The following is a 14998-nucleotide window of genomic DNA, read 5'->3' as shown; positions in this document are numbered from 1 at the left end:
CAATATTAAACGTTAGAGTTGGTTTCTGTCTTAGCTAGCCCCATTTAATATGTAGTGAGTTTAGTTAAGCTGTTTTTACTCTTGTGCGTTACTGGTTACCCCTTTTGACTACCCGTTTTTTGTAACCTTGTATTTTGGAGTTTGAATGAGTGTATTTCTCCGTACGACGGCCCTAATGCTTTTGGTATTGAGCCGAGCGCCTGCATTCGCAGCAGCACCTGTTTCAACAAGTTCAACAGATCAAACGCGCACTCCTGCGCAAAACCAAGTATCTTCAAACGTATTCCGTCATAGTTTGAGCGGCCTTTACGGCATCAAAGCCTTCGACTCACGCCCGACTCAGCCTTACACCGACTTCGATATTTTGTACAGCAAAGCGCATCAAGGCCAAGCTGAACTAGAAACTATCTGTAAAAGTACTGCCCTACTCACCAATTCTGAAGCGCTATTTGCTGGCGTTAAATCTCAAGCTCGCGCAGAAGAAAAAATCGCCCTTGAGCTTGATGGTGATGTGACAAAAATTACCGACTTAGCCCGTGCAACTATCATCGCGAACGATGTAGAGAGCTTGGTTGAAGTTTACGAAGCGCTAAGCCGTGAAGCAGACGTTGTTAAGCTGAAAAATAAGTTTAAATCGCCGGCTGACTCTGGTTACCGTGACCTTAACTTGTTGGTTCGTTTGCCTAAAACCAACATCATTGCAGAGGTTCAACTTCACTTAAAAGCGATTGCTGATGTGAAAAGTGGTCCTGAGCACGAGCTGTACGAAATTATCCAAGGTATTGAGCGTCACGCAATTGCAGAACATCGCCCAATCAACGATATCGAAGCGGCACAAATCAATAGCCTACGACGCCAATCTTTAGAGCTTTACCAACAAGCATGGCAACCGTACATTACAACGCACATTAAAGCGGCTTAACACATAGATAGGCTATTCCAATAAACATCACAAGGGCTGCACTCGCAGCCCTTTTTAGTACTTGTTGAGTAGCCTCTCCACTTCCTATCCCAAATAATCAGATCGTTTAAATTTAGATCTCAGTCTCTTTTCTCCGTCGAACATTTCTGTTTCTATAGCGAATAAGCTTCTGACAAGAAAAGGAATTACGTCAATGCAGAATAACAAATCCATGCTTTCCATCGCGCTACTTGCTGCGTTTTCTGTACACGCTAGTGCTGACGAATGCGGAAAGATCACCATTGCAGACATGAACTGGAACTCGGCGAGCCTTATTGCTCATGTCGACCAATTCATTTTGAATAACGGCTACGGCTGTGAAGCGGACTTAATCCCCGGTGATAGCGTCCCTACGGGCACGTCAATGATTGAAAAAGGTCAACCTGATGTTGCGCCAGAGCTTTGGACTAATGGCATCAAAGAAGCGTTGGATAAGGGTGTTGCGGATAAGCGTCTACGTTACGCGGGCAAGTCTTTGGTCAACGGCGGTGAAGAAGGTTTCTGGGTACCAAACTACCTTGTTGAACAGTACCCAGAGCTTACAACCATTGAAGGTGTGATTAAAAACGCAAAGCTGTTTGAACACCCAGAAGATGATGAGAAGTTTGCGTTTTATAGCTGCCCTGCGGGTTGGACTTGTCAGATTACCTCCGGTCACCTGTTCGATGCGCTTAAGTTAGAAGATCACAATTTTGAAATGGTTGATCCCGGCTCAGGCGCCGCTTTAGCAGGTACGATAGCGAAAGCTTACGAACGCAAAAAAGCATGGTTTGGATATTACTGGTCGCCTACGCCTGTGCTAGGTAAGTATGAAATGGTGAAGGTTGATTTCGGAAGTGGTACTGACATTGAGGAATTCCGTAACTGTACGACACAACCTGATTGTGAATCTCCTAAAGTGACCATGTATCCACCAGCACCGGTTCACACAATCACCACAGAAGCCTTTGCTAATAACGAACCTCTTGCCTACCAATACTTTGAAAAGCGTGGTTTTACCAATAAACAAATGAGTGAGTTGCTGGCCTGGATGGAAGACAACCAAGCCGACGCCGAAGAAGCCATGTATTACTTTCTAGAAAGCTCACCACAGGTATGGAAGCCTTGGGTGTCTGAAGACATCGCAAGTAAGGTTCAACAAGCCCTTTAGAGTGAAGATTCAAAGTCAGAGGCCTAGCCTCTGTTTTCGCATCTAAAGCAAGTTCTTACCGGACAGTAAATAGATGGAGTTTGAGAAAGGTTACTAAAAATTAAAGAAATGCGTTTAGCTTAAACTCTATGCAGATACAAAAAGACCACGCTAGGCGTGGTCTATTGCTTGGCTACTTCTCGATTTTAATATTTTCGACACGGGCCTTTAGTTTTTGTCCCGGTCTAAAAGTAACAACACGTCGAGCAGAAATTGGAATGTCTTCACCAGTTTTCGGGTTACGACCAGGTCGCTCGTTTTTCTCGCGAAGATCAAAATTACCAAAACCAGACAGTTTTACCTGTTCGCCATTTTCGAGCGCTTTACGAACTTCTTCGAAAAACACTTCCACCGTTTCCTTGGCATCCCGCTTGCTGTATCCGAGTGTCTCAAACAGGTTCTCAGCCAAATCGGCCTTCGTGAGTGCCATAAAACTTTCCTCAAAGCTATGTTAAACATTGCTACCATCGCCAGTAGCGCCAAAGCATTTACCCTATTCAATCAATGAGATAAGGTCATTTACAAGGAAAGTGTATGCCAAGCTTCTGATTTTCGCCAACTTTTTTATCTTAACTATTTAATTATTCTTTCAAATCAGAAAGATAACTCGCTTCAAATTTCACATATATAGCTAAAAACCATCTACTCAACAGTAACGAAATGGCGTTATATTCCATACAAACAACCATTAATAGAATTTAAAACTTTAGCGAACTAAATAATAATTTTTGAGACTTTTCTCCGATACCCAATAAAATCAGCCACTTGATTTGATATGGGACTCAACAGAGGTTACTAAATAAGCGTTATTAAATATAAGATTTGTATCATTTCAGAATTTAATTCGAATTCACTTATAAAAGCCTATGTTCTTTTGAGGTTTTCGGTTACAACTTAACAGAGGATGGCTTGACGGAATCAGAACTCGATGAGTGTATCGAAATCAGAATAGAAATGATCGGTCTAGAAATAGACGATGATCTTGAGAGCCAGTTACTTGCGTGTATGGTTAGTTGATTGCTTAGTAAGTTGGTTATTTAAATAACTTCACTTCTTCGACATAGAATAAGACCTCACAAGTGCGAGGTCTTATTTGTCATTCAAAGCTGCTCATGCAATATCAGCTTTCTTCAATCATTTTTGTTCAGCAAGTGTTTGTGTCGCTTTGGTATTCGTTGTATTCGCAGGTTTCACAATCAAACCAATCCCGACAAGAAACAGTATTGATGCAACAACCTGAGCCACAGACAGCACCTCATCATACATAAAGTAACCGCTAATCAATGCGAAGATAGGCACTAACAAGGTTAACGACGCGGTCGTGCTTAAAGGGTATTGGATTAGCAGCTTATTCCATACCCAATAACCAAATAGCGTGGTTGGGTAAGCTTGAAACAGCACCGCAATCGTCGTGTTCCAATCCCATTGTTCGATGCCCTGCCAGATTATTTGGTCACCGTGTAACATCACGGCAAATGGCACTGGAGCAAACAGCATCCCCCAGACATTGAACGCAAAAGCTTGAGTGGTTTTCGATGCCTTAACAATCACGCCCATCAAGGTCCAACTGCACGCCGCAATCATAATCAAGATCACGCCATTAACGGTGACATTACCCGTAGCTGCAGATACCAATACCGCCAATGCACACATAGCTAGCATCGCACCCAATAATTTACGAATAGAAGCACTCTCCTTGAACAACCACACGCCAACCGCCATGCCGATTAATACGTTGGTTGAAAGCAAGACCGATGAAAGCCCAGACGATAAACCAGCAGTGATCGACCATGAAGCCATACCCCAGATACCCACACCGAACACAAAGCCTTAACTGACTAAGTAGCGCCAAGCAACAGGCGATCAGCATGTCGACCGTGGTGAGCTGCTACCAAGAACTGGAATCACAAGGTTGGATTCATTCTCGACCGCAAGCGGGATATTTTGTTTCTCCTCATAAACCTGCTCACTCAACCCCAGAGTGGGCACAGTTTGAGAGTAAGGTGTCCAGCGTTAGGCAAACCTCATCGACTCACAAGTCAATCAATGGGCCTTCAGGGGTTTCGAGCACCACTAATGATGAGCAGTCGATCGTTGAACTGGAACGAAGTTTTCGTCGCGCTATTAGGCGTATGAGCAACAGGCTTAACCATTACCCAGATACACAAGGTGAGCCGATTTTACGACAGGCATTATCCACTCATTTTGCCAAGCTCGATGTGCACTTTTCACCTGAAGAGATGGTGATTACGGCTGGCTGTATGTCTGCGATTAAGGCCGCACTTGAATCGTGTACCAAAGAAGGCGACACCATCGCTATTAGCTCGCCATGTTTCAACGGTATTCTGGAATTGCTCGGACAAATGTCGCGAAAAATCATCGAGATCCCGTCTCTAGATGATGGTGTCGACTTGCAACAACTGGAAGCGCATTTGAAAAATAAACAAGTCGATGCCGCGATCTTTTGTACCTCTCATATGAACCCTCAAGGGATCAACATGTCAGCCACTCAAAAGCAGAAACTGGCTGAATTAGCGAATCACTATCGAGTGCCAATCATTGAAGATGATGTGTATCTGGAACTGTCCTACTCCTCACACACGCCGCTCCCCGCGAAATACTACGACAAAGGCGGATATGTCTTATGGTGTGGATCAGTATCGAAAAATTTGTCACCGAGTTACCGTTTGGGATGCTGCTTGCCGGGCAGGTTTATCAACGAATACAAGGCTCAGTTCTCAGCTGCGAGCTACGGCGTTGCCCTGCCCACTCAGCTTGCGGTTGCTGACTTTATTGGATCTGGCCAATACGCTAAGCACGTGAGGAGAAGATGCACTCAGATCTTGTCTTTGCGCCAACAATACCTAAGTTATTTGGCTCAGCACCTTCCTCAAGATGTGAAGATAAGTAATCCACAAGGTGGCATGGTGCTTTGGCTGCAAATCCCAAGCTTGAACCAGTCAGCCTTTGCTCAGGGCATTACCGAGAAGAACATTGATATTAGGCTTGGACACCTGTTCAGCACTCTCGACCTTTACAGCAATTGCTTACGCATCAATATTGGGTATTCGTTAGAGGGTGGAGCCAAGCAGCAATTGGATGCCTTAATCGAGCTTATCCATATTCACAGCTAACAGCACGTAGCACGTAGCCTTTCAAAATCCGCTTTTTTAAATGCCTTCGAATGCCGAATTCTAATAGCCTTTTGTCATAAAAAAGAAGGCTATTATTCCTATCTTAATTCGGGTAAAGCCCCGAACCGTAAGGAAACCCACTCGCCTCAAAACCCTTAAATGCTGAGTTTGCAAGCACCCACAAAATTATGCAACTTGGCTAATGACACATCACTTTTTATCGTCAATATACAGCCGTCAGCGCTGGCGTTTTCCTGTATTTGAAGAGAACTATTATGAGTGATAAAACAAAAAACAAACCACTACCTTCCTTTATCGAAGAACGCTTGAACTTCTATATTCAAGACCTGATTACCCAGAACCAAAGCCAAAAGCATTTGGTATTGGGTAAACGCCCCCAGCGCAGTGCCGTTGTGATGCAGAGCAATGATTACCTAGCGCTGTCAAACAACAAACAGATCCAACAAGCCCATCAAGCGGCGATCTGTGAGCACGATGACAACGTGGTGATGTCTGCCATTTTCTTACAAGATGATCAGTCTAAACCTGCGTTCGAAACTAAGCTTGCGAACTATGTTGGAATGGAGAGCTGTTTGCTTTCTCAATCGGGCTGGGCGGCCAATATTGGGCTATTGCAAACCATCTGCCCACCGGGCACACCTGTTTGTATTGATTTCCTTGCACACATGTCGCTATGGGAAGGGATTCGGGCTGCCGGCGCAGTTGCCCATCCGTTTATGCATAACAATATGAATCACCTACGCAAACAGTTAGAGCGCCACGGCTCAGGTGTCATTGTTGTCGACTCGGTTTACAGCACAATAGGCACCATTGCCCCACTGCGCGACATCTACGAAATGGCGCAAGAGTTTGATTGTGCGGTCGTCGTTGATGAATCCCATTCACTGGGTACACATGGAGAGAATGGTGCAGGCTTAGTGCAAGCATTGGGGCTCACCAACCAAGTCGACTTCATCACCGTTAGCTTGGCAAAAACCTTTGCTTATCGCGCTGGGGCAATCCTTGGCCCTAAACAACTGTCTAAAACCTTGCCGTTTGTGGCGTACCCTGCGATTTTTAGCTCAACAGTGTTACCACAAGAAGTGGTTCGTTTAGAGAAAACGTTGGAGGTGATCAAAGGTGCGGAAGACAAACGAGAAGCCTTATTCAATCGGGCTAAGTCGCTGACTACGGGGCTAAAGCGAATTGGCTTTAATATCCGCAGTGAGTCTCAAATTGTAGCGCTAGAGTGCGGCAATGAAAGAAACACGGAGCGTGTGCGAGACTTCTTAGAAGAACGTGATGTGTTCGGTGCGGTATTCTGCCGCCCTGCGACTGGCAAGAACAAAAACATCATCCGTTTTTCAGTGAATGCCGATATGACACCAAGAGACATTGACCATGTGCTCACGGTTTGTCACGAAGCGTACCATCACCCCGAGTTAGAGTTCGTGTAACCTTTTTCGAACCATATTTATAACCAACACCAACGGCAGGACTGAATGGACGCTATCATGTCGCGATACAAAAAGAGCCCAGCAATTCGCTGAGCTCTTTCTTGAATCTATGTCTACCCAATGGCCGTGAACTTCAGACTATTACACCCGCTAAATCCAGTGAGCAATTTTATCAAACAGTCGGTTTTTATCGGCAGGTTTAACAATAAAGTCCGACATGCCTGATGATTCCATCTTTTCCAAGGTAACGGGAGAACTGTCACCCGTGTGAGCAATAATCGGCACCGAAGAGTATTCTTTGTCGGCACTGCGAATTCGGCGAGAAGCTTCAACACCGTCCATGATTGGCATTTCAATATCCATTAGGATCAAGTCGATTTCGTCGGTATCAAGCGCATCTAAGGCTTGTTGTCCGTCTTCTTTTTGCACAACATCAAAGCCCTGTTTTTCCAATAACATCGCGGTAAATCGGCGCAGAGATTCGTTGTCATCGACCACCATGATCGTGCGCTTATTGGTAGCCTCTAACGGTTTTACAGCAACCGATGGCATCACATAGTTGGAGTCAAACAGTAAACGGTCAATGGTCGCCTTGGTATTCAGTAGCCAAACTTGTGTCTCCACCCAAATAGGTTCAAAAGCAACGTTTCGGACACATTTAATTGGGTGATGTTCATACAAATAGATGATTCGAGCTTCAGTGAATGAAAGTAAAGATTCAATCCTATCGAGGCAACTTGCTCTTAAATCCAAGCTCTCCATGTCAACGAATATCAAGTCGAATTCGAACTGGTATTCCTTATTTTTAAGCGCTGATGCTACATCCAACACCGTGAGCTCAAAACCCATAAAACGGGCTACCTCAGTCATTTTATTGGTGAGAACTTTCTGGTCACTCACCATTAGCACAGTCTTAAGTTTAGTCAGTTCATTCTTGATTTCTTTCACCGAATGGGAAGACAAAGATGGAAAAGTCATCGTGAACTGTGTCCATTGATCCACTTCAGACTGGCATTTAATCTCACCACCAAACGAGCGCATTACCTTCTGACAAAATGGCAAACCTAAACCGTAATTACCCGACTGGCCTGTGGTGTAAAAGTCTTGGAAAATACGACGAATGATATCGCTCGAAATACCAGAGCCGTTATCCGTCACCATTATCTGGTTCGTCACTTCATCACTGAACATGGTGACATGAATATGAAAATCTTCAGGGCTACGATGATGGAACGCATTCTTGAACAGATTATACATGACGTATTTCAACAAGGTGTCGCTACCCAAGAACTCAAAGTTACTCTGCACATCCAAGGAGATTGCTGACTTATCAGCAGAGCGCTTGTAATTGAAACTGTCTATCGCATCCTCAACCACCGCTTGCGCTGAATGCTTCTTAAACGTAGATCGAGAGACTCGGTTTTCATCAATTGAAGTCAGTAACAGATCTATCGTTTCGTTACCGGAATGAATGATCTCCATCGCTTCATCGCCCACTTCACGCAACTGAATCACTTCTTCATTGCTTAACGCATATTGCCCTTTTTGATCGCCACTTTTAGGGTTCGGCAATATGGACTGCATGACATCAATAGAGGTAAGTAATCCGCTTAGAGGGTTTCGCATCTCATGGGCAATACCCGCACCAAAAGACTTCGCCAATGACACCTTGTTTTCATGTTCCACCTGATTGCGGAAGTAGAACAAGTTGCCGAATAAGTAGATAAACAAAAAGATTGGCACATGCGTCCAATCCATTGTGAGTTCGAGGTAGAAGCCTTGTGCAATCCAAGCGCACAAGGTAGCAATCCCAATACCGGCAAAGGTTTGTGCAAACATCACTCTCGTCACGTGCACCAATAAAATATGGAGGAAAATAGCCGACATGAATGACATAACCCAAACGTTGGACCAATTATTCATTAGCAGCATGTAGAAGAAGAAACCTGGCAAACAGATAGTTACGGCAACTTGATAATAAGCCGGAAGGTATTTTCGCCATTCAAATGGGACGCGATTGCGAAATATAATGCCAAAGAACAATACCGAGCAAAACAGGCGAAGCGCTAAGTTTTCGTAGGGTTGCGGGAACAAAAACTCCCACACAATGTAGTAAATTGGGAAGCCGACAAAGCCCATCCAACCCACGAGGGTTAAATTCGGTTCTGCGTACTGGTAAACTTTACGAATCGCGTTCATACGAAATACTTTGCTCTCTAAGCCCTGACGTTTATTATTTCTATGATTTGGTTTTTATACTTATATTTTGGCGCCGATTATATTACACATCACGTCCGAGCAGTGAGGTTTCAATCAAATATGTACCAACGCATTTGTTTTTATTATTAAGCGTAGATGAATGATGCACCCTGCTGACGCTTAAATTTAAGTACGAGTGCTTGGTTCAGGGATGGGCATGCGCGGTGTTCTTTTGATAACTGTGTTCAGCTTACCGCTATGTCACTGTTACTCGATGCATTTTTCTTGGAGTATCCCCGTAATCTATCACTGCGTAATGTTGCGTTACCCTGTTATCCCAGATCGCCATTGAGCCGTTGTCCCATTTGAAACGAACTTGAAACTCAGGGCGTCTCGCAATTTCAAACAGTTGGCTGAGTAAAACATCACTCTCTTTGCGGTCGAGTTCGTTGATATAACGAGTAAACTGTTCATTGATACAGAGCGTTTCTTTATCCGTTTCAGGATGAACTTGAACAACAGAGTGAACCACTGGCGGATTCTCCTGTGCTGTTTTAATCAAGGATTTGTGCCAATCGAGATCAATGTCTTCTGATTCTATACCTTCAAAGGCCACAAGCGAATGAGTCGCCGACAACCCTCTCAACTTAGCTTTCATATCTTCATGTAGAGATTCAAAAACCGCAGTCATAGAACACCAGATAGTGTCACCACCAATGCTTGGAATGTGTTGAGCATGCAACAGGGAAGCTTTCGACGGCAAGCTGCGCCACGTTAAGTCGGTATGCCAATAACTTTCCTTTGGCGCATTGCCACGGGTTGTTTCAATCACACTCACCTGTGGCGCACTTTCCACGCGAGGGAAGAAAGGATGTGCAGGTTCTAACGTTCCAAAGCGCTGTGCAATCATCAAGTGTTGTTCTGGAGACAAAGTCTGCCCGTCGAGAAAGATCACTTGATGGGCAATAAGTGCCTGATACACCTTATCGAGTTCATCAGCACTGCATGTAGAAAGCTCTAGTTCGTGAATACGAGCGCCGATGTGAGGAGTAATGGGTTCTATTTTCAACATACTTTCGCTTATTGGTGATATTGAGTTGCAGGGCGGATCTGGCTACTAGGCTAATCTGACTACTAACAGTAAACCGGGTAAATGCTGATTTTCTTTCTCACTTGAAATAGAAAGTCGTCTCTCCGAAACAAAAAAAGAGCTCCTAAGCTGGAGCTCTTTTCGTTTTTTGATACTTCCTGTATCCATAGACAAGTCCAATCTGTAGTACTTTCACTGAAAGCCAGATCATCGATATCTCCAGTTGTGTATCACCAATAAATCTAGCATACAATCTTCAGACTGTTCTGGGACACAACCGAGATAATCAACTCTAGTGCCAAGCCATTTCGCCGCTTAGCACTTTCGCGCCAAGTTCTAAATCGCCTTCCGTAGCCTCAAATTTCGGGTAGGCTTTCTTCATGTAATCACTGATCTCGACCGATGTTGGATTACTTTTGCTCGCCAACGCTTTTTCAATATCAGCCACATAATCCTTCGTGAAGTGAACTGCATTTATTCCTGTTGGCATTTCACCTAAATAGTGACCCGGAATTACAACCTCTGGCTCTAGTGCTTTCATACGCTCCAACGATTGTGACCACTGGCTACGAATCTCTTTCGATGCAGTATCTGCCATCCATACATGCACACCGCTATACACCGACACGCCACCAAACACCGTTTTTTCAGACGGAACCCATAGGTAAGCTTGGTGTGTATTTATCTCTTTCACTTCGATGGTTTCACCTTCGATGCTTAATGTTGTGTCGTTCATCATCATTGGAACAATCACCTTAGAGGGCGCGTTGCCTTCTAATATAGGCCCCCAGTATTCAAGCTTTGCATCTTTGGTGCGTTTGATATGCGCGACAACGGCTTCACTGGCAACGACTTTAACGTTAGGAAATGCCGAAACTATCGGTTCCAAACCAAAGTAGTAATCTGGGTCGCCGCTGCTGATGTAAACCATCGATAATTTTTTGCCTGTGGCTTTGATTTGCTCCACCAAATTTTGTCCGTCTGCGACACTGAATTGTGCGTCAAATAGAATCACTTCTTTCTCACCCGAAACCAATACCGAGCTTGCAGGGAATATCGCGTTCTCACCGGGGTTATAGTGAGTGATGTTCAGATCCACAGCTAAAGCAACACTTGATGCCAGCACGGTTCCTAGGCTTATGGTTCCTAAAAGCATGCTTTTTGATAACAGGGTTTTCGATAACGTATTCATGGCTTTATTCCGATATTTGGAGTTGAACACCTGCCAACTCGCTGAATGTCCAAATATCTTATTTGATTGTTTTTAGATGAAATAGACATCAAATTAACTTTAACTGTTGCAGTTTTCGGACATATACTGAGGTCGGTTTAATTCTCTAGGCAATAAAACAATGGATAAACTCGAGGCAATGAATGTCTTTGTCACCATAGTGGAACGTGGCAGTTTGAGCGCAGCGGCAGAGCACCTTGATCTCTCACGAACCAAGGTCACTCGTTATTTGGGTGAGTTAGAAACATGGATGGACACACGCTTGCTTCACAGAACAACACGAAGCTTGAGTTTAACCAGCGCAGGTAAAGAAACACTTGAGGTCGCCAGAGAACTTTTGGCACTGGAAACATCCCTAGCTGGGATCAGAAACCAAAACCGAGAGCATTTAAAAGGTCAGCTGCGTATTACTGCGAGCTACTCGATTGTCGATAGCTTCTTGATGGAATCAATTAGTCGCTTCATCGCCAAATGGCCAGAGGTTTCTATCGACATTATCTCGACTGATCAGACCGTCAACCTGGTTGAGTCACGCATCGATTTGGCCATTCGCATAACCAACGAACTGACGCCCAATATTGTCGCGAAGCAGATCGGTGAATGCCGCTCCGTGATTTGCGCATCGCCTCAATATCTAAAAGAGAAAGGCACACCCACAGAAGCCCAAGATCTAGCGCACCACAACTGTTTATCGTTCAGTTACTTTGGCAAAACCGCTTGGACGTTCAATGGCCCCAATGGGCTCGAATCGGTTCCGATTAAAGGGAATATCAGTGCAAACACCTCAGAGGTTCTGCTTTCTGCCACACTCAAAGGCAACGGTATCTGTTTACTGCCCTTCCCTTCAGTGGAAACCTTGATGCGTGATGGTCTATTAGTGCCACTGCTTTCTGAATGGCAACCTAAAACGCTCGGTGTTCATGCTATTTATGGAACGCGTAAACAAGTCACACCGCTGTTAAGAGCCTTTATCGACCATTTATCTGACGAGATGGAACAATCGACAAGTTGGTAGAAGTACGATGCCATCACTAAGGAGGAAAACTTGCCATTAGTAAAACTGATGCAGAATTAAAATCATTAATTTTACTTAACTGTCAGTTGCTTCTATCGTGACTGCATACATCATCAATTAGCTTATTAACGCAGGGAAACTGACTATGACTGCCATTACGGATCTAGACCTCCTACTGAAATCCATGTCACCAGAATTAATCGACGGTAACTATGTTTTTTGCACTGTCGACGGAGCGCTAGCAGACTATGTTCAGCTCAATCCAATCTCGACTTTTCGTGAAAAAGAAGGTTTAACGCTGGTTCTGGAAGAAGACGTTGCGACCAAAGCTCAGCTAGACTTCGACGCTGTGTTTAGCCTGATCACTTTATCGGTACATTCGAGCCTTGAAGCGGTTGGATTGACGGCAGCGTTTGCGACAAAGCTTGGCTCATACGGCATTAGCGCTAACGTTGTTGCAGGCTACTATCACGACCACATCTTTGTGCAAAAAGACAAAGCAGAAGCCGCAATGAGTGCGCTGAAAGAGTTTTCACAAGCCGATTAATTAAGAGTTCTTAATCACAAGCACAAAAAAAGCGACGTAATCTACGTCGCTTTGACTTATTGCTTACAGCGCACTCACTGATCAGGCATCAGCGAGTGAAACAGTTAAGCAAGCTTAAAAGTCGCCACTTTGTCGCTTAAACCCGCGGCTTGGCTTTTAAGTTCGTTTGACTCAGTTAAGCTGTCCTGTGCGCCCACAACCAAGTGGTCAGTAACATCTTTAATGGTCGTAATGTTTTGGGTAATTTCACCCGTCACATGTGTTTGCTCTTCAGCAGCCGTCGCGATTTGAGTCGCCATATCGCTGATCAAAGCAACCGCCGTGTTGATCTCTTCAAGCGCATGCGAAGCTCTGTCTGCATCTTCTACTGAATGTATCGCCAGTTTAGAACTGCTCTCCATAAGCTCAACCGCTTGCGCCGTTGTGCGCTGCAAGATATCAATTGTTGATTTGATCTCTTCTGTTGAAGAGTGGGTACGCTGTGAAAGCACACGTACTTCATCCGCTACCACAGCAAAGCCACGACCTTGTTCACCAGCACGAGCCGCTTCAATCGCCGCATTCAAAGCAAGCAAGTTGGTTTGCTCAGCAATACCTTGAATCGTGGCGAGTACGGTCGAGATCTCTTGAGCGTGCTTGTTAAGTTCGCTAATCACACTACCCGCTTCATTAACTTCATTGGCTAGGTTATTGATTGAACCTTTGGTATCCACAACCAGAGCGTGACCACTGTTAGTGCTTGTCGCTGAATCTTGCGCCGCTTTTGCTGTTTGCTCGGCATGCGATGCTATCTCTTGCGTGGCGCTCGCCATTTCAGTTACGGCCGTCGCGACCATAGTGATTTCTTGCTGCTGATGATTAAGCTCATCCACCGAACGGTTCGCACGCTGAGCACTTTGCTCTGACTGGCTGTTTAGCTGTTCTGACTGCCCACGGATATGGCCAATCAACTGCTGTAAGCTTCCAACAAAGGTATTGAAGTTATGAGCCAACTCGCCCACTTCATCTTGGTTTTCAACATGAATGCGTTGAGTTAAATCACCACTACCATTCGCGATTTGCGCCAGTGCTTGAGAAACGTGGTTCAACGGGCGGAATAGAATCGTACACAACAGGTTAAACAGTATGGTACATACGATCACCACAAGTAGCGTCACCAACACTTGACCAATCACTGCATCAAATAGTGGCGCAACCAGAGAGTCATGGTTAACAACGCTCACAGTAATCAGGCTCGTTCCATCAATCGCACGTGCGTACAGAACATAGTCGCTGCCATTCAACTCGATAGAAGTGTCTTTACCGCTAGTCAGCGCCTTTTGTACGTCCGCAAAATCTAACCCAAGTGAGCTGATGTTTTTGTTCAGTAACTTAGTGTCAGGGTGCGTATAAACCGTGCCCTTATTGGTCGCGATGAACATGTAACCTTCACCTGGAAGAATCACTTGCTCTAGGCTATTAAGAATGTCGGTAATTTCAACATCCGCGCCTAACACAACCTGTTGACCATGTAATTGCATGGCAGTACCCAGCGACACAACATTCGCCCCAGTTGCAGCTGCAACCGTTGGATTATCCATGAACACCTTACTAGGGTTTGCTACCGCGTTGGTGTACCAACCCCATAGACGTGGGTCATCATTGCCCGGCGGCAATACCACTCCGTTTGCGTTCTTTTGCGAACCGTCTGGAAACGCCAAGAAGACATTATCAAAAGAGGCTGAATCACGAACCTGTTTTAGGTGAGTCACCAAGCTTTCTTGTTTGGATTCTTTCGAAAGAGAAGTAAGCGCACGCTCTTTGGATAAGATCCAATCCGATACATATTGATTGTAAGAAGCCGATGCGCCTTCTAAACGCTGTTCAACTTCTGTATCCAACCTTTGCAATGAAGCACGAAAAGACAATGCCTCGACCAAGATCCCCCCCAGGATAATGGCCATACTGGCTGAAATCGCCAGTTTATTTTTAAGCGAGAGTTTCTTGAACATAGGAAACCTATAATGTGGAAGTAAAAAACCGTGGCGAACAAATTGGTTGCCAAAGAGGTTTGCAAGCGGGATATATTTTACGCTTTAAAATAAATTAAGAAACCGATGAGGAACTGAAATATTGATATATGTGAGTAAGTGCACGCATCGTAACGCATTGATTTAGAGAATGGTAAACTCTAAA

Annotated in this window: 10 protein-coding genes and 3 pseudogenes; 7 read left to right on the top strand and 6 right to left on the bottom strand. The window is 44.7% G+C overall.

The window, feature by feature from the left end; all coding sequences use genetic code 11:
• Positions 1 to 145: 145 nt before the first annotated feature.
• Positions 146 to 922 (top strand): RelA/SpoT domain-containing protein, encoded by a 777-nt coding sequence (locus BCU07_RS05090; protein ID WP_017059130.1) that lies wholly within the window; start codon positions 146 to 148, stop codon positions 920 to 922.
• A gap of 193 nt (positions 923 to 1115) precedes the next feature.
• A complete protein-coding gene (locus BCU07_RS05085) occupies positions 1116 to 2111 on the top strand; it encodes an ABC transporter substrate-binding protein (protein ID WP_102427801.1) in 996 nt (331 codons plus the stop codon).
• A gap of 172 nt (positions 2112 to 2283) precedes the next feature.
• On the opposite strand, the gene ihfA is transcribed toward BCU07_RS05085, so the two are convergent.
• Positions 2284 to 2580 (bottom strand): integration host factor subunit alpha, encoded by a 297-nt coding sequence (gene ihfA / locus BCU07_RS05080; protein ID WP_004734853.1) that lies wholly within the window; start codon positions 2578 to 2580, stop codon positions 2284 to 2286.
• 449 nt (positions 2581 to 3029) lie between these two features.
• Here ihfA and BCU07_RS05075 point away from each other — a divergent pair.
• A pseudogene (locus tag BCU07_RS05075) lies at positions 3030 to 3167 on the top strand (GTP-binding protein); the annotation flags it as partial.
• A gap of 117 nt (positions 3168 to 3284) precedes the next feature.
• Here BCU07_RS05075 and BCU07_RS05070 read toward each other — a convergent pair.
• Positions 3285 to 4007, bottom strand: a pseudogene (locus BCU07_RS05070) (DMT family transporter); the annotation flags it as partial.
• Between BCU07_RS05070 and BCU07_RS05065 the strand changes: the two are divergent.
• Together BCU07_RS05065 and cqsA are read left to right on the top strand one after the other, a co-directional pair.
• Positions 3998 to 5284 (top strand): annotated as a pseudogene (locus tag BCU07_RS05065) (PLP-dependent aminotransferase family protein); the annotation flags it as partial. The pseudogenes BCU07_RS05070 and BCU07_RS05065 sit on opposite strands and share 10 nt — an antisense overlap.
• A gap of 275 nt (positions 5285 to 5559) precedes the next feature.
• Positions 5560 to 6741, top strand: coding sequence for an alpha-hydroxyketone-type quorum-sensing autoinducer synthase (gene cqsA / locus BCU07_RS05060; RefSeq protein ID WP_102427798.1), 1182 nt, complete (start codon positions 5560 to 5562; stop codon positions 6739 to 6741).
• 150 nt (positions 6742 to 6891) lie between these two features.
• Here the strand turns inward: cqsA and BCU07_RS05055 are convergent, their stop codons facing one another.
• From BCU07_RS05055 to BCU07_RS05045, 3 genes are all read right to left on the bottom strand, one after another.
• Positions 6892 to 8940, bottom strand: a complete 2049-nt coding sequence (locus tag BCU07_RS05055) for a response regulator (RefSeq protein WP_102427797.1) — start codon at positions 8938 to 8940, stop codon at positions 6892 to 6894.
• Positions 8941 to 9196: 256 nt separating this feature from the next.
• Positions 9197 to 10012 carry a TauD/TfdA dioxygenase family protein gene (locus BCU07_RS05050; protein ID WP_017059123.1) on the bottom strand — a complete coding sequence of 272 codons (816 nt, stop codon included), beginning with the start codon at positions 10010 to 10012 and terminating at the stop codon, positions 9197 to 9199.
• Between the two features lie 310 nt (positions 10013 to 10322).
• Positions 10323 to 11222, bottom strand: a complete 900-nt coding sequence (locus tag BCU07_RS05045) for a Vmh family MBL fold metallo-hydrolase (RefSeq protein WP_102427796.1) — start codon at positions 11220 to 11222, stop codon at positions 10323 to 10325.
• Between the two features lie 160 nt (positions 11223 to 11382).
• On the opposite strand from BCU07_RS05045, the gene BCU07_RS05040 reads away from it, so the two are divergent.
• Entirely contained in the window at positions 11383 to 12276 is an 894-nt protein-coding gene (locus BCU07_RS05040) for a LysR family transcriptional regulator (RefSeq protein WP_017059121.1), read from the top strand.
• A gap of 145 nt (positions 12277 to 12421) precedes the next feature.
• Positions 12422 to 12823 (top strand): ACT domain-containing protein, encoded by a 402-nt coding sequence (locus BCU07_RS05035; protein ID WP_102427795.1) that lies wholly within the window; start codon positions 12422 to 12424, stop codon positions 12821 to 12823.
• Between the two features lie 104 nt (positions 12824 to 12927).
• Here the strand turns inward: BCU07_RS05035 and BCU07_RS05030 are convergent, their stop codons facing one another.
• On the bottom strand, positions 12928 to 14814 hold the full coding sequence (locus tag BCU07_RS05030) for a methyl-accepting chemotaxis protein (protein ID WP_102427794.1): 1887 nt from the start codon (positions 14812 to 14814) through the stop codon (positions 12928 to 12930).
• Positions 14815 to 14998: the final 184 nt, after the last annotated feature.

Origin of the sequence: Vibrio sp. 10N.261.54.E10 (assembly GCF_002877735.2) — a bacterium.
GTDB lineage: Bacteria > Pseudomonadota > Gammaproteobacteria > Enterobacterales > Vibrionaceae > Vibrio > Vibrio crassostreae_C.
This window is presented reverse-complemented; position numbering and strand designations above follow the sequence as displayed.